11 protein-coding genes are annotated in these 20,864 nt (G+C 33.6%); 5 read left to right on the forward strand and 6 right to left on the reverse strand.

Annotated features, from left to right (window positions below; translation table 11 throughout):
* Nucleotides 1-268 precede the first annotated feature (268 nt).
* Nucleotides 269-5,149: a GEVED domain-containing protein gene (locus AABJ49_RS03980; RefSeq protein ID WP_338376232.1), complete on the forward strand. Its 4,881-nt coding sequence runs from the start codon at nucleotides 269-271 to the stop codon at nucleotides 5,147-5,149.
* Between the two features lie 333 nt (nucleotides 5,150-5,482).
* Nucleotides 5,483-8,251: a glycine-rich domain-containing protein gene (locus tag AABJ49_RS03985; protein ID WP_338376233.1), complete on the forward strand. Its 2,769-nt coding sequence runs from the start codon at nucleotides 5,483-5,485 to the stop codon at nucleotides 8,249-8,251.
* 251 nt (nucleotides 8,252-8,502) lie between these two features.
* Here the strand turns inward: AABJ49_RS03985 and AABJ49_RS03990 are convergent, their stop codons facing one another.
* The gene (locus tag AABJ49_RS03990; protein ID WP_338376235.1) at nucleotides 8,503-8,835 is read right to left on the reverse strand and encodes a hypothetical protein; all 333 of its coding nucleotides are present in this window, start codon (nucleotides 8,833-8,835) and stop codon (nucleotides 8,503-8,505) included.
* Nucleotides 8,836-8,863: 28 nt separating this feature from the next.
* Between AABJ49_RS03990 and AABJ49_RS03995 the strand changes: the two genes are divergently transcribed.
* The 3 genes from AABJ49_RS03995 (at nucleotide 8,864) to AABJ49_RS04005 (ending at nucleotide 14,593) form a co-directional block, all read left to right on the forward strand.
* On the forward strand, nucleotides 8,864-11,092 hold the full coding sequence (locus AABJ49_RS03995; RefSeq protein WP_338376236.1) for a urocanate hydratase: 2,229 nt from the start codon (nucleotides 8,864-8,866) through the stop codon (nucleotides 11,090-11,092).
* Nucleotides 11,093-11,143: 51 nt separating this feature from the next.
* The gene (locus AABJ49_RS04000) at nucleotides 11,144-11,671 is read left to right on the forward strand and encodes a DUF4136 domain-containing protein (protein ID WP_338376238.1); all 528 of its coding nucleotides are present in this window, start codon (nucleotides 11,144-11,146) and stop codon (nucleotides 11,669-11,671) included.
* A gap of 126 nt (nucleotides 11,672-11,797) precedes the next feature.
* Entirely contained in the window at nucleotides 11,798-14,593 is a 2,796-nt protein-coding gene (locus tag AABJ49_RS04005; protein ID WP_338376240.1) for an AsmA-like C-terminal region-containing protein, read from the forward strand.
* 275 nt (nucleotides 14,594-14,868) lie between these two features.
* On the opposite strand, the gene AABJ49_RS04010 is transcribed toward AABJ49_RS04005, so the two are convergent.
* The 5 genes from AABJ49_RS04010 to AABJ49_RS04030 form a co-directional block, all read right to left on the reverse strand.
* On the reverse strand, nucleotides 14,869-16,914 hold the full coding sequence (locus tag AABJ49_RS04010; RefSeq protein WP_338376242.1) for a thiamine pyrophosphate-dependent enzyme: 2,046 nt from the start codon (nucleotides 16,912-16,914) through the stop codon (nucleotides 14,869-14,871).
* A gap of 96 nt (nucleotides 16,915-17,010) precedes the next feature.
* Nucleotides 17,011-18,066: a branched-chain amino acid aminotransferase gene (locus AABJ49_RS04015; RefSeq protein ID WP_338376243.1), complete on the reverse strand. Its 1,056-nt coding sequence runs from the start codon at nucleotides 18,064-18,066 to the stop codon at nucleotides 17,011-17,013.
* 15 nt (nucleotides 18,067-18,081) lie between these two features.
* Nucleotides 18,082-19,362: a dihydrolipoamide acetyltransferase family protein gene (locus tag AABJ49_RS04020; RefSeq protein ID WP_338376244.1), complete on the reverse strand. Its 1,281-nt coding sequence runs from the start codon at nucleotides 19,360-19,362 to the stop codon at nucleotides 18,082-18,084.
* Nucleotides 19,363-19,430: 68 nt separating this feature from the next.
* A complete protein-coding gene (locus AABJ49_RS04025) occupies nucleotides 19,431-20,027 on the reverse strand; it encodes a transferase hexapeptide repeat family protein (RefSeq protein WP_338376246.1) in 597 nt (198 codons plus the stop codon).
* A gap of 14 nt (nucleotides 20,028-20,041) precedes the next feature.
* On the reverse strand, nucleotides 20,042-20,794 hold the full coding sequence (locus tag AABJ49_RS04030) for an enoyl-CoA hydratase/isomerase family protein (RefSeq protein ID WP_338376247.1): 753 nt from the start codon (nucleotides 20,792-20,794) through the stop codon (nucleotides 20,042-20,044).
* Between the last annotated feature and the right edge of the window lie 70 nt (nucleotides 20,795-20,864).

Here is a 20,864-nt window from a genome sequence, read left to right on the forward strand (position 1 = left end):
CAAACAAATATAGAGAAAATAACCTAAATAAAATCCATTCATCGAAACATAATTACATTTAATCGATAAAAAAAGGCTGTTTAAAGATGTTATTTTGTGATTGCAAATTAAAAATCTACATTTGCTCAGATTAAAAGAAATAATAGACTTTAAATCAGACACATAAAATATTATACCGAACAACGCAGTTGTTGGGACTTTTTTATAATTGTTAGTAGAAAGTCTATATTTCAAACTTTTAATAGACACACCTACTAATTACTTTATTATGGAAAATAGTTCCCCAAAGCTAGCCAAAACTAAAGTTCCAAATACCCATTTGGGCTTTATCAAAAAATGCTTTTACTTTTTTATAGCATTTTTTACATTAACTAATCAGTCTTTTGGGCAAATAACTCAAAGAGGAACAGCCACAACAGCTACTAGTACAAATACATCAATAACTATAAATAAACCAACTGGTGTAGTAGCCGGTGACATCATGCTAGTTAATATTGGTTCTCAAGCTAATAACGGTAATCTATCTAACCCATCACTAGCTGGATGGAATATTGTACAAGGAGAAGCATTGCAAAATAACAATCGAAGATGGGCAGCTGTTTTATATAAAATAGCAACTAATTCAGAACCAAATAGTTATGTTTTTTCATTAGATAACGACACAGATCAAACTGCAGGAGCTATTATAGCTTTTTCGGGTGTAGACAATACAAGCCCTTTTGACACTCCTTCACCATCATATAATATTAGTAACAACACTAACTTAGTAACAGCAACAGGTTTAAGTACTACAACTGCAAATGCTGCAATAATAATGCTTGGAGTAGCTAACAACAACCCTGCTTGGTCTGCATGGAGTACAACAAATATGGGATCATTAACAGAACTTTATGAAGTTGCTCAAGGCAATAATTTTTCAGCAGCAGCAGCATGGGCAATAAAATCGACTATTGGAGCAACAGGTAATGGGACAGCTAGCTTAGGCAATCAACAAAGAAATGGTGCTATTTTAGTAGCTTTAAAACCTTCTTGCCATCCGTTAACTTATTGTAACACTTCTTATCCTAGTGGAATAAGACCAATCACAAATGTAACATTTGCTGGCATTAACAATAATTCATCTAATAGCCAATCTAGCTCTTCTAACGTAGAACATGAAATATTTTGTAACACAGGAAATGTTGATCTAGGTGGAATTTATAATATATCTGTAAATGGGGTTTCTAATGGTAACACCGATTACTCTGTTATTGCTTATTTTGACTGGAACCATGATGGTGATTTTACAGACTCCAATGAGTTTTACAATATTGGAATTATTAATAACAATAATGGATTTGGCACTCCTGCAACTTCAACAATATTAGTCCCAAATACAGCATCTCTAGGTTTAACTACTATGAGAATAGTAAAAAGATACAATACTTACCCAGTTTCTTCTTGTAATAATGGTGGTTATGGACAGACAGAAGATTATTTAATCAATGTAACCGAAGCCACACCTTGTACAACACCTACTGCACAAGCAACAGCATTAAATTTAACACCTACTCTTACAACAATTACAGGAAGTTTTACTGCTGCATCACCTGCACCTAATAACTACTTAGTTGTATTGAGCACAAATGCTACACCTCCTTCACCAACAAATGGCACAACCTATACAATTGGAGGTAATGTTGGTGCTGGATATACTGTTATTGATACAGATTCCAACACAACATTTACAGCAACTGGGCTGTTATCAAGTACTTTATATTATGTATATGTTTTCTCATATAATGATGTATGTACAGGTGGTCCAGCTTATTTAACTACAAGCCCAAGAAGCGGAAGCACAACAACACTATCTGCTAGTTATTGCGCTCCTACTTCAGCAGCTCCTCAATACGTATATATTGATGACATTCGTTTTATGGGAACATTAAATGATGTACAAAATTTAAATAGTGGGTATAGTACTGGTTATCAAAACTGGACATCACAACCAAAAGCTATTCAAGCTCAAGGAGAAGGAATCAATGTTTATTATAACAATGAAAGTTACACAGGTACTGCTCACGTTAAAGCATGGGTAGATTGGAATAAAAACGGAAGTTTTGAAGTGGGTGAATTAGTATATGACACAGGAAGTATTACCACAAGTTCTGCTACATTTGGATTTGTTATTCCACCAGCAACAACACCTGGTGATTATAGAATTAGAATTAGAAATAATGTATATTATAACAATTTTAATGGAAACAATTATATCTATGATTTTAATGCTTGCGAAAATTTTAATTATACTTTTTGGGGATATTATGATGGTGAAGCAGAAGACTATTTATTTACAGTAATTAATTCTTGTAGTGCTAATATTGTTAGTGTAACTGATGGTCAAAATTGTGGCTCAGGAACGGTTAACTTAGCAGCCACTGCTACAGCTGGAACAACAGGCTTTAATTGGTATTCTTCGGAAACTGGAGCTACTTTAGTTGCTTCAACTGCTTCCGGAAGTTGGACTACTCCAAGTTTAACAACAACAACAATATATTGGGTAACTGCATTAAATGGAAGTTGTGAATCGTTAAAAAGAACAAAAGTAACTGCCGAAATTAGTCCACTACCAACAGTTTTATTTACACCAAGTGCTCCGGTTATTTGTGGAGATAATGAGATTTTGAAGTTAACTGCTGGAGGAGATGTACAACCAGCAATTTTGGTAGATGAAAAATTTGAAGGTGGTGGATTAGGTGTTTTTAAAAATGTTAATAACACCCCTAATGGAGCACCTTATGACGCTATAACTGTTTGGCAAAATAAAACAAGTCCTTACATTCCAACAAACACTCAAGTATGGTCACCAGCAATCTCATCTGGACTAAGTGGCAATAGATTTGTTATGTCAACCTCTGACGTAAATCCACCTGGAGATGTTGAACAATTTCTTGAGTTGACTACTGCTGTTGATGCTACTGATGTCACAAATCTTACTTTAACTTTTGATATGTATTATTCAAATTATGGAGATCAAATTACTGTACAAGCAAACAATGGAACTGGATGGACAGATGTTCAAACTTATACATCAAGTATAGGAATTGGTACTCGATTTGAACCTCAAACGATAGACTTTACAGCATATAACAATACTGCTTCCTTAAAAATAAGAATTAATTTTTTAAGCAATTGGGGAGATGGAATTGCAGTGGATAACATAAAACTTTTTGGTATAAAAACTTTAAACACAGCATTTAATTATAATACAGCTGTTGTTGATGCATTTCAAGACATGGCATGTACAATTCCATACATTACTGGAACACCCATTACTCAAATTTTTATAAAACCAACAGTCACACAATTAGAAAACGCAAGTTTCAACATCCCTGTAACAACAACTCTTTCTAACGGATGTGTAGCTTATGGTTCAGTAACAGTAACCAACAATACTAAACTATTTACACCAAGTGCTGCCAATTCAGATTGGAATACTGCTTCAAATTGGAAACCAGCTGGTGTTCCAACAGCCTCAAACTGTATAGTTGTATATGAGGATCTAAACATTACAGGTCCAAATAATGTAGAAAGAGGATTAAACTTAACCATTAAACCGGGTAAAACTTTAAATATTGCTCCTAACAACTCATTAGTAATTACAGACTTTATAAATGTAGAACCTACTGGAACATTCCAATTGGAAAACAGTTCAAGTTTAATCCAAATCAACAACGTAGCTAATACAGGTAATATCATTTATAAAAGAAATGCAACTGTAAAAAAATACGATTACGTGTATTGGTCATCACCTGTCATAGATTTCAACATGAACGGCATACCTGCATCAGCAAGATATGCATGGAATCCTACAGCTCCAAATGCCAACGGTGGCCAAGGAAACTGGTATGCAGCTTCAGGAAACATGGCTACTGGAACTGGATACATTTTTAGAGTACCAAATAGCACCTCAACAACTTCTACACCAGATAACCTAACAACTACGTTTAATGGAGTACCCTTCAACGGTACAAAAAATATAACTGTTTCGAGAGGTGATGATTTTACTGGAAACGGAACCTTAGGCACTCCAAGAACAATTAGTGATGACAATTGGAATTTAATTGGAAATCCATACCCTTCTGCAATTGGTGTAAATGAATTCTTAGAAGCAAATTCTGCTATTGAAGGGTTTGTATATGTATGGACACACGGGAACTCACCATTATCAGGTAATTACCAAAATCCATTCTATCAAAACTATGCCTATAATTACAATCCAAATGATTATATTCAAATTAACAAAACAGGATCTACATCAGGGTCAGGTGAGTACAAAATTGCATCAGGACAAGGATTCTTCGTCTTAATGAACGCAGGTTCTGTTCCCGGACCAGCATCTGCAACGGTTACTTTCAACAATTCAATGAGAAGTGAAAACTTTTCAAATAATATGTTCTATAAAAATGCTAATACAAGCAATAATTTAACCCAAGATAATAGTAGAATTTGGTTAGACTTAAACTCAAGCGCTGGTTCTTCACGAATTTTAGTAGGATATATCCAAGGGGCAACTAATCAAAAAGATCGTATGTTTGACGCGTTTACTGAAAACAAAGACGATCAAAACTTTTATTCTATCATAGATAATGCAAATAATGAAATATTCAAAATTCAAGGAAAAGCACTTCCTTTCAATGATGATGATATAGTTCCACTAGGAGTAAAAATTGTTGCTAATGGAAACCACAGCATTGCTATTTCTGAAGTAGACGGACTATTTCTACAAAATCAAGACATCTATTTAAAAGATGAATTATTAAACATTTATCATGATTTAAAATCAGCTCCATATACATTCACGGCTACTGCTGGAGTTCACAACGATAGATTTAAATTAGTCTACAAATCAGCAACCGTTTTAAGCAACCAAACTTTCAATGAAAACGAAATCCAAATTGCAAAAAACAACAACATTATCAATATCGAATCAGGAAATGAAACGATGGATAATGTAAAAGTATTTGACACTAGAGGACGATTAATTGTAGATAGAACAAAAATCAATAACAATACAATCTCAATTGATGTAAATACTGTTCAAGATCAAGTTTTAATCCTAAACATTACAACTACTGAAGGAATCAAAATAACCAGAAAAATACTTTAGATTTTAATAAATCAATACCCTTACGAAAAGCCTTTACTTTCAGCAGTAAAGGCTTTTTTATGAAGTAGTCGCATCTTTTTAAAACGAATGCTAAATGATTAAAAAACACTCCAAAACCATCAAACTATGCTCCTGAAAAAATCAGTAGAAAACGTTAATTTTTTTCTTACTAAAAATCATAACACTATCTTTGCGTCGAATTTAGAAATAATAGACTAAACTCAGACACATATAATATTAATAAAGGAGTAAATCCATATTTACATTTTTTACGTAAGTAATAAGTGACTGCATCTATTATATCTACAAACGAATAGACACTTTTACTTTGTTATGGAAAAAAATTACCCAAATCTAACCATTAATAACGTTTCAAATACTTCTTTGGGATTTATTACTAATTTATTCATCACTTTTGCAATTTTTGCAATAAGCAAACAATCATTTTCGCAAAATTCAGTAACATTTACAGCATCAACTACCTGGACATGTCCTGCCGGTATTTCATCAATCCAAGTTGAAGCCTGGGGAGGTGGTGGTGGTGCAAAAAATTCAGCTAATGGTGCAGGAAATGTAACCGGAGGTGGAGGTGGTGGTGCCTATGCTCGAAGAAATACAATTACTGTAGTTCCAGGTACTACATACACAATTACAGTAGGTATCGGTGGTGATGCGTCAGATGGTGGCGCTACTACAGCAACTTTCAATGGAGTAACTATTACTGCAGCAGGTGGTAAAACAGGTGCCAATTCAGCTAAAAACAATCCAGCAGTTGCAGGTGGTGCTGGAGGAAGTATTGGCAACAGTGTAGGAGATATTATACACAGTGGAGGTAACGGAGGCTCTGGTTTCGGTGGTAGTAATTCTGGTTCTGGAGGAGGAGGAGGATCAGCTGCTGGTTCAAATTCAAATGGTAACAATGGTGGCAACGCAACTTCAGAAAATTCACCAGGAGCTGGAGGAAATGCAGTAATTAATTTAGGTGGAGCAGGCGGAAAAGGTGGAATAAACGATTTTGGATCAAACGCAACCGGAAATTACGGTGGTGGTGGTGGTGGTGCTGGTTCTAAGGGTAAAACTGGAGGAAATGGGATGAACGGAGCTATGATAATAACTTATTTATGTCCAGCTGCTATTACTATTACGGCTCAAGCTCAATCTAGCACTGAATCCTGTGATTACTCTGTAAGTTTAGAAACCAATGGCTCAAACACAACTTGGTCACCAGCAACTGATTTATATATTAACTCAGACCTTACATTTCCTTACACAACGGGAACAGTAGCAAGTAAAGTTTTTGCAAAACCTTCTGCAACTACCACTTATACTGCAACCAATAACACTTCATCATCATGTACTTCAAGCACGACATATGAAGTAAAAAACTACAGCAAAACATTCATTCAAAACGGTGAATGGAACGATCCTAACAATTGGTCTCCATATGGTGTACCAACAAGTGAAAATTGCGTAACCATAGCTTCAGGAAAGACAGCAACAATAAGCTCAGGAGCTAATGCTATGGCTAAAACAGTGACTATTACCAATTCAGCTCAATTGATCTTAAAATCAAATCAAAGCTTAATAGTTACTAACCAAATAATAAATAATTCAGCTCCTCAAAATTTTGATATTCAAAACAACGCAAGTTTAGTTCAAATCAACAACGTAGCTAATACAGGCCAAGTGACTTACAAAAGAAATGCAACCGTAAAAAAATACGATTACGTGTATTGGTCATCACCTGTCATAGATTTCAACATGAACGGCATACCTGCATCAGCAAGATATGCATGGAATCCTACAGCTCCAAATGCCAACGGTGGCCAAGGAAACTGGTATGCAGCTTCAGGAAACATGGCTACTGGAACTGGATACATTTTTAGAGTACCAAATAGCACCTCAACAACTTCTACACCAGATAACCTAACAACTACGTTTAATGGAGTACCCTTCAACGGTACAAAAAATATAACTGTTTCGAGAGGTGATGATTTTACTGGAAACGGAACCTTAGGCACTCCAAGAACAATTAGTGATGACAATTGGAATTTAATTGGAAATCCATACCCTTCTGCAATTGGTGTAAATGAATTCTTAGAAGCAAATTCTGCTATTGAAGGGTTTGTATATGTATGGACACACGGGAACTCACCATTATCAGGTAATTACCAAAATCCATTCTATCAAAACTATGCCTATAATTACAATCCAAATGATTATATTCAAATTAACAAAACAGGATCTACATCAGGGTCAGGTGAGTACAAAATTGCATCAGGACAAGGATTCTTCGTCTTAATGAACGCAGGTTCTGTTCCCGGACCAGCATCTGCAACGGTTACTTTCAACAATTCAATGAGAAGTGAAAACTTTTCAAATAATATGTTCTATAAAAATGCTAATACAAGCAATAATTTAACCCAAGATAATAATAGAATTTGGTTAGACTTAAACTCAAGTGCTGGTTCTTCACGAATTTTAGTAGGATATATCCAAGGTGCAACTAATCAAAAAGACCGTATGTTTGACGCGTTTACTGAAAATAAAGACGAACAAAACTTTTATTCTATCATAGATAATGCAAATAATGAAATGTTTAAAATTCAAGGAAAAGCACTTCCTTTTAATGATGACGATATAGTTCCATTAGGAGTAAAAATTATTGCTAGTGGAAACCACAGCATTGCTATTTCTGAAGTAGACGGACTATTTCTACAAAATCAAGACATCTATTTAAAAGATGAATTATTAAACATTTATCATGATTTAAAATCAGCTCCATATACATTCACGGCTACTGCTGGAGTTCACAACGATAGATTTAAATTAGTCTACAAATCAGCAACCGTTTTAAGCAACCAAACTTTCAATGAAAACGAAATCCAAATTGCAAAAAACAACAACATTATCAATATCGAATCAGGAAATGAAACGATGGATAATGTAAAAGTATTTGACACTAGAGGACGATTAATTGTAGATAGAACAAAAATCAATAACAATACAATCTCAATTGATGTAAATACTGTTCAAGATCAAGTTTTAATCCTAAACATTACAACTACAGAAGGAATTAAAATAATTAGAAAAATACTTTAGACTTTAAATAATCAATACCCTTACGAAAAGCCTTTACTTCAAACAGTAAAGGCTTTTTTTATAAAAACAAAAACAGATTAAATGATAAAGCTAACTATCAACATTCATACTTCATACATACTTCATACATACTCCATACATACTCGATACATGCTCGATACATAAAAGATGGTTCTAGTACCTAAATTCTATAAGAATATATATATTTTACGAATATCCAACTGCGATAAAACAAGCAATCATTATATTCATTAAAACGTAATATATCTAAAAAAACTCCAAAAAGACCTTTGCTTTAAATAATGAAGGTTATTTTCATTTTGATACGCTTCTCTTTCAAAAGAAATATTCAAGTAAGCCGCTTTCCAATTTCTAAATTGAAACAATCGAATCAAATATTCTATTCCATACCATAGAAAAAAAGGCAACACTAACAATTCTATTTGTTGTCTAATATGAATTTTTTCATGATTAATTAAAACCACATTTTCCAAATCTTGTTTATAAGAAAGCACTATAAAAGGAAAAATTGTAATTCCTCTTACCCACTTTGGCGTTAAATATTTAAAAACAATTAGTATCATTTGATGCAAAGTTGCTAAATTTGTACATATGAACAATGAAATAAATCCGAATAATTTAAAAGAAGGTGAAGATTTCTATTATACACCTGAAGGATATAAGTGTTTCACTGAGAAATATCACCTAAAAAGAGGCTATTGTTGCAAAAGCGGATGCAGACATTGTCCATACGGATATGATAAAAAAACAGGAAAAATTAAGAAATCAGATATTCAGATACCAGATATTCAGACCAAACAATCCGAAAATCCAATATCCGAAAATCTAAAATCCAAAATAATGACTTTCAAAGAACAAATACAACAAGGAATTCCAACTATTTTACCCAATGTAAAACCGTACGAAACCGAAATAAATCATGCACCAAAACGAAAAGAAATTCTATCAGATGCTGAAAAAAAATTAGCGCTACAAAATGCTTTGCGTTACTTTGAACCAAAACATCACGCAACTTTACTTCCTGAATTTAAAGAAGAATTAGAAAAATACGGAAGAATTTACATGTATCGTTTTCGCCCCGATTACGAAATGAAAGCGCGTCCAATTTCAGAATATCCAGGAAAAAGCGAACAAGCAAAAGCAATTATGTTGATGATTCAAAATAACTTGGATTATGCCGTAGCACAACATCCTCATGAATTAATTACTTATGGTGGAAATGGTGCTGTGTTCCAAAATTGGGCTCAATATCTATTAACCATGCAATATCTGTCTGAAATGACAGACGAACAAACCTTAACTATCTATTCAGGTCATCCAATGGGTTTATATCCAAGTCACAAAGATGCTCCAAGAGTTGTAGTTACAAACGGAATGGTTATTCCAAATTATTCAAAACCGGATGATTGGGAAAAAATGAATGCATTAGGTGTTTCGCAATACGGACAAATGACAGCTGGAAGTTATATGTACATTGGTCCACAAGGAATTGTACACGGAACTACAATTACCGTTTTAAACGGATTTAGAAAAATCAAAAAATCACCAAAAGGTGGATTATTCGTTACTTCTGGATTAGGTGGAATGTCAGGAGCACAACCAAAAGCAGGAAACATTGCAGGTTGTGTAACGGTTTGTGCCGAAGTAAATCCTAAAATCACGCACATTCGTCATTCACAAGGTTGGATAAATGAAATTATAGAAAATATTGACGAATTGGTTCCAAGAGTAAAAAAAGCTTTAGAAAATAAAGAAGTAGTTTCCATTGCTTATTTAGGAAATGTAGTAAATGTTTGGGAGCGTTTCGATAAAGAAAATTTACACATTGATTTGGGTTCAGATCAAACTTCTTTACACAATCCTTGGGCTGGTGGCTACTACCCTATTGGATTTACCTTTGAAGAATCTAATGAAATGATGGCAAATAATCCATCTAAATTCAAAGAAGAAGTTCAAAAAACATTACGTCGTCACGCAGCTGCCATTAACAAACACACTGCAAAAGGAACTTATTTCTTCGATTACGGAAATGCGTTCTTACTAGAAGCTTCTCGTGCTGGAGCAGATATTATGGCTGAAAACGGCATCGATTTCAAATATCCAAGTTACGTACAAGACATTATGGGACCAATGTGTTTTGATTACGGATTTGGTCCTTTCCGATGGGTTTGTGCTTCAGGAAAACCAGAAGATTTAGCCAAGACAGATAAAATTGCTTGTGATGTTTTAGAAGAAATGATGAAAAATTCCCCTGAAGAAATTCAGCAACAAATGGCTGATAATATTCAATGGATCAAAGGTGCGCAAGAAAATAAGCTAGTAGTTGGTTCACAAGCCAGAATTCTTTACGCTGATGCAGAAGGAAGAATAAAAATTGCTGAAGCTTTTAACCAAGCTATTGCAAAAGGAGAAATAGGATACGTTGTTTTAGGTCGCGATCACCATGATGTTTCAGGAACGGATTCTCCTTACAGAGAAACTTCTAACATTTATGATGGTTCAAGTTTTACCGCAGATATGGCCATTCAAAATGTTATTGGAGATAGTTTCCGTGGAGCAACATGGGTTTCCATCCATAATGGAGGTGGTGTTGGTTGGGGCGAAGTTATAAATGGTGGATTTGGTATGGTTCTTGATGGTACTAAGGAAGCTTCAAGACGCTTAGAATCAATGCTTTTCTGGGATGTAAATAACGGAATTTCAAGAAGAAACTGGGCAAGAAACGAAGGAGCCATTTTTGCTATAAAAAGAGCTATGGAAACGCAACCTTTATTAAAAGTAACCATCCCTAATATAGTGGAAGATCATTTGTTCGAATAGTATTTTATTTTCGAACAATTCTATTGTCGAATATTTTAAATAAAAAACGCTATGAAAAAATTAATCCCTTTATTTATACTCTTCATACTGGCTTCATGCAGTTCAGTAAGAGTAAACGCAGACTATGATAAAAAAGTAGATTTTAATCAATATAAAACGTATGCTTATGTAAAAGCTAGTATTGATAAAGTTGAAATTTCTGATTTAGATAAAAAAAGAATTTTACATTCGATTGATGACGCTATGAGTACTAAAGGTTTTTCAAAATCTGAAAATCCAGATATGCTAATCAGTATTTTTACCAAAGAAAGTGAACGTGTAGACGTTTACAACAACAATTACTGGGGAATGGGCTTCGGTTGGGGTTGGAATCCTTATTGGGGAATGAACCACAACAGAGTTAGCACTACTCCAGAAGGAACTTTATTCATTGACATTTTTGATGGGAAAACCAAAGAAATGATTTGGCAAGGGGAAGGAAGTGGTTATTTAACGAAAGACACCCATAAAAAAGATGAAAGAATCAAAGAATTTGTAGATAAAATTCTAGAACAATACCCACCTGTTCTAAAAAAATAAGAATTTAAAACAAGAATTAATATACAAACCGTAGCAAAAAAAGTTACGGTTTTTTTAACACTTTCTCACTCTTTTGTAATTTCAAATCTGAATATTCATACCTTTGCAAAAAATACATTTCAGGTTATGGCAGAAGGTAAAAAAATGCTTTTTAAAATCCTAAAGATCTCTGGGATTACATTTGTTGTTAGTCTGTTGCTTCTAACCCTTTTACCCATTTTATTCGCTGATACAATTACAGAAAAAGTAAAAGTATTAGCCAATGAAAATTTGGAAGGAGAATTAAATTTTAAAGATTCAAATTTGTCTTTTTTCAAACATTTCCCTTCATTGACTTTAACTTTAGATGAATTTTCTTTGAATGGTTCAATTCCATTTAAAAATGAATCATTGATTACTGCTAAAGAAATTGGTTTTGGTATAGATATTCCAAGTATGCTTTTTGGAAGTGAAGCTCAAATAGACAAAATATTTTTAGAGAATGCTAAAATAAATGTTCAAGTAAATAAGAATGGAGAAGCCAATTATAACATTTATAAATCAAACGCAACAACTGCTTCAAATGACAAATCTGCTTCATTAAATTTAAAAAGCATTATAATTGAAAACAGTGAAATCATTTACAACGATGCTTCCACAAAAATATTGATTGATGCCAAAGGTTTTAATTACAAAGGAAAAGGCAATCTTTTAGATGTCAATTTCAGCTTAACAACTTCGGCTAGTATTGATGATCTTAATTTTACTTTTGATTCTAATGAATACCTTAAAAACAAAAAAGTTAAAGCAGATTTAATTACCAAAATAAATACCAATTCTTTAGCTTTTGTATTTGAAAAAAATGATTTAATCATCAATAAATTGCCCGTAGAATTTAGAGGTTTTTTCAACTTTCTTACGAACGGTTATGATATGGATTTTAACCTAAAAACCGAAAACAGTAATTTAGAAGATTTGTTTACAGCTTTACCTGCAGAATATATTTCATGGAAAAGCGAAACTCAAATGAAAGGAACAACTTCAGCTTCATTTTCATTAAAAGGAAAATATATTGCTTCCGAAAATTTGAGTCCAAATGTGGAATTTAAAATTAATGTTCGTGAAGGATTTGTAAAAAATAACAAAGCTCCCTATCCAATCGAAAATATTTATTTAAATTTAGAAACACAACTCCCAAATTTAGACATCAACCACTTAAAAGTTCAATTGGATTCCTTGTATTTTGATGTGAATAAAAATAAATTAAGTGCTATTTTAAAATCAGAAGGTTTTGGTAAGAAAATCAATATTGACACCAAAATAAAATCAAAAATTGATTTAAAAACACTTTCAGATGCACTTCAAATTCCTAACATGAAAATCACAGGAAATCTTGATACAGATATTGTTTCCAAGGGAGTTTATAATGCTGAAGAGAAAAAATTTCCAATTACAAAAGGATATTTCAATGTAACAAACGGTTCGTTAAAAACAACTTATTACCCAAAACCAATTGAAAAAATAAACTTTAAAGCGGATTTGAATTGTCCAACTTCTGATTTCAAAGATGCTAGTTTAAAAATTTCACCAGCAACTTTTACTTTCGAAAACGAACCTTTTACGCTGAATGCTTCATTTAAAGATTTTTCAGATTTAAATTATGACATTCAAGCCAAAGGAATTATCAACCTTGCTCCTATTTATAAAGTTTTTGCTAAAAAAGGATTAGACTTAAATGGAATTATAAAAGCTGATGTGTCATTAATTGGTAAACAAAGTGATACTTCAAACGGAAAATATCAAAACTTAAAAAACATTGGAACACTTGATTTAACCGACATTCAAACAACAAGTGATTTTCTTCCAAAACCATTTTTAATAGAAAAAGGACTTTTTACGTTCAACCAAGAAAAAATGAATTTTGCAGATTTTAGAGGAAAATATGGAGCGTCTGACATTACAATGAATGGGTATGTTTTGAATGTTATTAATTTTTATTTATCCGAAAAAGAAACTTTAAAAGGAAACTTTACTTTACAATCAAATTATTTGAACATCAATGAATTTATGCCAACTGAAACTACAAAATCAGAAGAAAATCTAACTTCTACTGCAGTTTCAGGTGTGATTGAAATTCCTGCTAATTTGGATGTAACTATTAAAACATTAGCCAAAAAAGTTACCTACGATGATTTAGTCATAGAAAATTTAGGAGGAATTATTCAAATGCAAAATGGTGTTGCTTCATTGAAAAATGGTACTTTAGGAATTATTGGTGCAACAGCCAACATGAATGGAACCTATAAAAATGAAGGTAAAGAAAAAGCCTATTTTGATTACAACATCAAAGCCAATGATTTTGACGTAAAACGAGCTTACAACGAAATAAAACTATTCAAAGAAATCGTAACAGCTGCCGAAAATGCAGAAGGAATCATTTCCTTAAATTATGCCATAAAAGGTGTTTTAAACAACCAAATGCAACCTGTAATGCCATCACTTGAAGGAAAAGGAACACTTTCTGTGAAGCAAGTCAAAATGAAAGGGTTCAAATTACTAAACACAGTCGCTTCAAGAACAGAAAATCCAGATATTAAAGATCCAGACATTACTAAAGTTGACATCAATTCGACCATTAAAAATAACATTTTAACGATTGAACGCTTTAAATTTAAAGTTTCAGGATTTCGTTTGCGTTTTGAAGGACAAAGCAGTTTGGATGGAAATCTTAATTTAAAAATGCGTGTTGGTCTGCCACCACTAGGAATAATAGGAATTCCAATAAAAGTTACTGGAAATCAAGAAAATCCTGAAATTGAAATTGGCAAAAAATCAGAAGAATTAGAAGAAACTATCTACGAAGATGGCGTAACTCCTATAAATGCACCCGTTAAAAGTGATAGTATCCCAAAGGCAATTATTCCGGTTGAGAAAGTGGAGTAATGTTAGTGTTCAGTTGGCAGATTATAGTTGGCAGTTTTATCAAACTTGTCTTTTTTAATTTGATTTAGAATCTTAAAAATTCATAATTAAAATTTTATCACAAATTATTCTTTTAAAGACTACTACCCTAGCCCAGATTGTAACGGCATCCTTTTCTTTTTTTCTTTAAAAAAGAAAAGATATAGTGGAAAGCTGGAAATTGCTCCAAAAAAAAAGTAAGCAATGTTCAGTGTTTAGTATGCAGTAACTGAACACTAAAAACTGAACACTGATCACTAATAATTCAACAACTCCTCTATCTTAACTTTCACTTTATCCACATTTGGAATCATAGTGAATTCTAAAGTACTGTTTAAAGGAATGGCTGGCATATTTTCAGAACCGATAACCATCACTGGAGCATCTAAATTCTTGAAACATTTTTCTTGAATTAAACCAGCTAAACTTCTGGCAAAAGAATTATTGGTAGGTTCTTCGGTTACTACTAAACATTTTTTAGTCTTTCTTACTGATTTTAAAATCGCTTCTTCATCCAAAGGATATAAAGTACGTAAATCGATAATTTCAATTTGCTTTTTGATATCAGCTGAAGCATTCAAAGCCCAATGAACTCCCATTCCATAAGTAATAATTGATATTGTTTCATCGGTTTCTTGTTCCCAAATTTCTTGAACGATATTCGCTTTTCCGAAAGGCAACATATAATCTTCACTTGGTTCGTTTACTCTTGCAGCATCTGTTCCTTTGACTTTGCTCCAATACAAACCTTTGTGCTCTAAAAACACTACTGGATTTGGATCGTAATAAGCTGCTTTCAACAATCCTTTTAAATCGGCACCATTACTCGGATAAGCGATTTTGATTCCTCTAATATTTGTTAAAACACTTTCTACTGATGAGGAATGATAAGGTCCACCACTTCCGTAAGCTCCAATAGGAACACGCAAAATCATACTTACTGGCCATTTTCCATTCGATAAATAACACGAACGACTAACTTCAGTAAACAACTGATTTAAACCAGGCCAAATGTAATCGGCAAATTGCACCTCAACAATAGGTTTTAAACCAACAGCTGACATTCCAACCGTTGAACCTACTATAAATGCTTCTTGAATGGGTGTATTAAATACTCTTTCATCTCCGAATTTTTGGGCTAATGTCGCTGCTTCTCTGAAAACACCACCTAATCGTCCTCCAACATCTTGTCCGTATAACAAACTTTCAGGATGTTTTTTCATGATTTCTTCGACTGCAAACAAAGCACAATCCACCATTACGACTTTTTCTTCACGTTGTGGATTTCGCTCTCCAACTTCTTCTGTTATAGGTGTTGGAGCAAAATCATGTGTAAATAAATCTTCTGGACTTGGATCTTCTGCTTGTTGGGCTTTTTCGAAATCTTTTTGTACAGTGGCTGAAGCCACTGCCAATTCATGTTCTATTTCTTGTTGTGAAAATCCTGCACCTAACAATTGTTGGATTAGAACTGGAAATGGATCTCGAGTTTGGGCTTCTTCAAGATCATCTCGATACCATTCCATACGAACTCCAGATGTGTGGTGATTCAACAAAGGAACTTTAGCATGCACTAAAAACGGTCTTCTTTCTGTACGAATGGTCGCAATTACTTTTTCAAGTGCTTCGTAACTTTCTGTAAAGTTGGCTCCATCGATAGAAATGGCTTCAATTCCGTGGAAACCTTTGGCATATTCAAACGCATTTTGAGCACGAGTTTCGGCTGCATTGGCTGAAATATCCCAACCGTTATCTTGTACCAAATATAAAATGGGCAGTTGTTTTAAAGCTGCCATTTGAAGTGCTTCAGCAATTTCTCCTTCGGTAACAGAAGCATCACCTAAAGAACAAACTACTATAGGTTTATCTGCTAAATTTTCAGCAATATTTGTTTTTTCTTTATACCAAAAACCCATTGCTGCACCAGTAGCTGGAATAGCTTGCATTCCGGTTGCAGAAGATTGATGTGGAATTTTAGGTTTATCAGCATCATTCAAACTTGGATGACAATAGTAAGTTCGACCACCAGAAAATGGATCGTCTTTTTTTGCCATTAATTGTAACATCAAATCGTAAGGTTGCATTCCAATTCCCAACAACATCGCATCATCACGATAATAAGGAAAAGCATAATCTTGAGGCAATAATTGCATCGCAACAGCAATCTGAATCGCTTCATGACCACGAGAAGTTGCATGTACGTATTTTGAAACTATTTTGAAATTTTCTTCATACAATTCGGCCATGGCTTTTGCGGTTGCCATAGTTGAAAATGCTTTTTGTAATATGTTTTTGTTTACCATTTTAATAAGTAATCTTTTTTTTTGGAACACAGATTTAAGAAATTAGAGAAATTTTAAAAATCTGTTTAATTTCTCAAATCTGTGTTCCTTTACTATTTATTTTGCTTCAACAATCCAACCGAATTTATCTTCTGCTTTTTGAACTTTTATGGCATTCAAAGTATTATTAACCATATTTGAAACAGGATTTTCAGCTGGTAATTTTAAAGTGAAATCATCATTTCCGATTTCTTCAATCATGGCAATTCCAACGGCTGTTCCTACTCCGAATGCTTCTTCTAAAGTTCCGTTTGCAGATGCTTCTTTGATTTCAGATAATTTGATGGGTCTTTCGGTTACTTTAAAACCTTTGTCTTTTAATAAATCAATCACACTCATTCGTGTAATTCCAGCAAGAATAGAACCTGATAAATCTGGAGTTATGAATTTCCCATCTATTTTGAAGAAAATATTCATCGTTCCAACTTCTTGAATGTATTCAAAATCTTGTGCATCTAACCACAATACTTGATCATATCCTTTTGCTTTTGCAAACTCTGTTGGACGAATCGCTGCCGCATAATTTCCTGCTGCTTTTGCTTCTCCTGTTCCACCGTTTACAGCACGAACGTATTTGTTTTCAGCAAAAAGTTTAATTTTTTTACTGAAAAATGGTCCTGCAGGTGAACCTAAAATTATAAATTTATAACTGGTTGCAGCTCTCATTCCAATAAAAGGTTCGTCTGCATACATAAAAGGTCTTAAATATAAAGCACTTCCTTCTTTGGTTGGAATCCAATCTTTTTCAATCGCTGTAAATTGTTTCAAGGCTTCCACAAACATATCTTCTGGAAATTGTGGCATTCCCATTCGATCTGCACTAAAATTTAAACGTTTTGCATTTTGGTCTGGACGAAATAATAATGGTGTTCCGTCTTGTCCTTTTGTAGCTTTCATCCCTTCAAAAATGGCTTGTCCGTAATGCAAAGCCATAGCTGCAGGATGAGTAGGTATTAAATTTAAAGCTTCAATTCTTGGATTTTGCCATTCACCATTCATATAATCGCAGATAAACATATGATCTGTAAAATTGAATCCCATAGTAACATTATCCAAATCTACTTGGGTAACTTTTGATTCTTTGACTTTACTTATTTTTATTTCTGATGTCATAATCTCTGTCATGTTTTATATCGTTGTATTTGTATCAAATTGTTCTAAATAATCTCCCACTTTTCGCAAGAATGAACCTCCTAAAAATCCATCAACAACTCTGTGGTCAAATGAAAGGGAAAGGTACATCATACTTCTGATGGCAATTTCATCTCCTTTTTCAGTTGTGATAACTTCTGGACGTTTTTTGATAATTCCCAAAGCTAAAATGGCTACTTCTGGCTGGTTGATTATTGGAGTTCCCATTAAACTTCCAAAAGTTCCCACGTTTGAAATCGTGAACGTACTTCCTTGAGTTTGTTCGGGTTTTAGTTTGTTATTTCTTGCACTTTCAGCTAAATTATTTACTTCTTTAGCAATCTCAATGACATTTTTTTTATTAGCATTTTTTACTACAGAAACAATTAAATTCCCTGAAGGCAATGCGGTTGCCATACCAATATTAATATCTTTATGTACGATGATGTTTTTCTCATCCACAGAAACATTTATCAAAGGAAAATCTTCAATTGCTTTGGCTACAGCTTGAACGAAAATTGGTGTAAATGTTAGTTTCTCGTTATGTTTTTCTTGAAATTTATCTTTATTTGCATTTCTCCAATCCACCAAATTCGTAACATCCACTTCAATATATGAAGTCACGTGAGGCGAAGTTTGTTTCGAATAGACCATATGATCTGCAATCATTTTGCGCATGCGATCCATTTCTACAATTCGGTCTTTTCCTTCTACGTAATTGATTTTTGGTTTTGGGAAAGTTGTCGGTTGTAGGTTATCTTTTATCGGTTTAGACTGGAGTGGATATTTTCTATTTTTTAAATAGTTGAAAACATCGCTTTTTTGAATTCGACCATCAGTTCCTGAACCTGGAATACTTTGTACTTCTTCTAAAGAAAGGTTTTCTTTTTGAGCAATGCTAATGATTAAAGGTGAAAGAAAGGCATCAGGATTACTTTTTAATTGCTTAAACTCAGTATTTGATTGCTTAGCAACTTCTGGTTGAGCTTCAACTTTAGTATTGACAACTTCTTTTTTTACACTTTTAGTTTCTTGTTTTCCATCAGCATCAATTAGGGCTAAAACAGTTCCAACAGCCACTACATCGTCTTTTTGAAAACGAATTTCGGTAATTGTTCCTGAAACTGGAGAAGGTACTTCGCTATCGACTTTATCGGTTGCGACCTCTAAAATGGTTTCTTCAGCATCCACAAAATCTCCTACGTTTTTCAACCAAGAAATTATCGTTGCTTCGGATATACTTTCACCCATTTTGGGCATTTTGAATTCTATTGTCATTTTTTTAGTTGTAAGTTGTAAGTTGCAAGTTGTAAGTCAATGACTATTCACTCTTCACTTATTACTAATTACTTATTTTTAAATTCTTCTAATGTTTTATAAAACGCTTCTTGTGTTGGACGATTGGCTGGAATATCTCTCAATGGTTCAACTGCATTTAAACTTTCATAACATTCTGATGGAAGTTTTTGATATAAAGCGGTTCCTTTTGTTTTCCAATCAATCATTTCGTCTGAAACATCTTTTATAATTGTGGCTGGATTTCCAACTACCATTTTTCGATTTGGGATTTGCATTCCTGCTTTTACGAAAGCTAAGGCTCCAATTATACTTTCATCTCCGACATTCACATCATCCATGATTACTGCGTTCATTCCAATCAAACAATTAGCTCCAATATTTGCTCCATGAATTATGGCTCCGTGACCAATATGTGCTCCTGGTTTTAAAACCATTGATTTTCCTGGAAACATATGAATGGTACAATTTTCTTGAACGTTGCAACCGTCTTCAATAATGATTTCGCCCCAATCTCCACGAATAGCTGCTCCTGGACCAACATATACGTTTTTTCCAATAATGACATTACCCGTAACAGCTGCTTGCGGATGAATGAAACTACTTTGGTGTATTACTGGGATGAACCCTTTGAATTCGTATACCATTTTTTAGTGATTAGCTATTTAAACTTCTTTAATGTTTCTTTTGTAAAATCTGACAGAACAAGTCTTCCGCTGATGGCTGCTCTTTCGGCTAAAAGGTTATCCCAATCTTCTGTTCCTCTCCAGAATACTTTTTTCATTTCCTGCATGGCTTCTGGATTATAGGTGCATAAATGCTCAGCGAATTTTTGTACTTCTGTATCTAATTCTTCTATGCTTTCGTATGTATTAGCAAATAGTCCTTTTTGTTTTGCCCAAGTTGCTTCGTAAAACGTATTGGCATCAATAGCTATTTGTGACATGGCTGAAACTCCCATTTTTCTTTCGATAGCTGGTGCAACTACGAATGGTCCGATTCCAACATTTAATTCTGATAATTTAATGGCAGCAAATTTTGTTGCCATACAATAATCCGTTGCGGCTGCAATTCCTACTCCACCACCAACAGTTTTTCCTTGTATTCTTCCGATGATGAATTTTGGACATTTACGCATCGCATTGATTACGTTGGCAAATCCTGAAAAGAATACTTTTCCGGTAGCTGCATCGTTTATAGAAATTAATTCTTGAAAACTTGCTCCTGCACAAAAAGTTCTGTCACCACCACTTTTTAATATGATGACTTTTACTTCGTTGTTGTTTCCAACTTCTGTAATGGTGTTGGCTAATTTGGCTAATATATCGCTTGGTAACGAGTTATGTTCTGGATGAAAGAACTCGATGGTTGCAATGTTGTTTTTTATTTCGTGTTTTACGTATGCTTGTGACATGTTTTTATTTTTTGAACGCTGATGACACAGATTTTACTGATTATCGCGGATTTTTTTTTCTTTAAATTCT

It is taken from the genome of uncultured Flavobacterium sp. (genome assembly GCF_963922255.1).
Classification (GTDB): domain Bacteria; phylum Bacteroidota; class Bacteroidia; order Flavobacteriales; family Flavobacteriaceae; genus Flavobacterium.

What these genes read in the sequence shown, in the direction of transcription:
- AABJ49_RS03980 (WP_338376232.1), top strand. Translation starts at nt 269, where the DNA reads ATGGAAAATAGTTCCCCAAAGCTAGCCAAAACTAAAGTTCCAAATACC.
- AABJ49_RS03985 (WP_338376233.1), top strand. Translation starts at nt 5,483, where the DNA reads ATGGAAAAAAATTACCCAAATCTAACCATTAATAACGTTTCAAATACT.
- AABJ49_RS03990 (WP_338376235.1), bottom strand. Translation starts at nt 8,835, where the DNA reads ATGATACTAATTGTTTTTAAATATTTAACGCCAAAGTGGGTAAGAGGA.
- AABJ49_RS03995 (WP_338376236.1), top strand. Translation starts at nt 8,864, where the DNA reads ATGAACAATGAAATAAATCCGAATAATTTAAAAGAAGGTGAAGATTTC.
- AABJ49_RS04000 (WP_338376238.1), top strand. Translation starts at nt 11,144, where the DNA reads ATGAAAAAATTAATCCCTTTATTTATACTCTTCATACTGGCTTCATGC.
- AABJ49_RS04005 (WP_338376240.1), top strand. Translation starts at nt 11,798, where the DNA reads ATGGCAGAAGGTAAAAAAATGCTTTTTAAAATCCTAAAGATCTCTGGG.
- AABJ49_RS04010 (WP_338376242.1), bottom strand. Translation starts at nt 16,914, where the DNA reads ATGGTAAACAAAAACATATTACAAAAAGCATTTTCAACTATGGCAACC.
- AABJ49_RS04015 (WP_338376243.1), bottom strand. Translation starts at nt 18,066, where the DNA reads ATGACATCAGAAATAAAAATAAGTAAAGTCAAAGAATCAAAAGTTACC.
- AABJ49_RS04020 (WP_338376244.1), bottom strand. Translation starts at nt 19,362, where the DNA reads ATGACAATAGAATTCAAAATGCCCAAAATGGGTGAAAGTATATCCGAA.
- AABJ49_RS04025 (WP_338376246.1), bottom strand. Translation starts at nt 20,027, where the DNA reads ATGGTATACGAATTCAAAGGGTTCATCCCAGTAATACACCAAAGTAGT.
- AABJ49_RS04030 (WP_338376247.1), bottom strand. Translation starts at nt 20,794, where the DNA reads ATGTCACAAGCATACGTAAAACACGAAATAAAAAACAACATTGCAACC.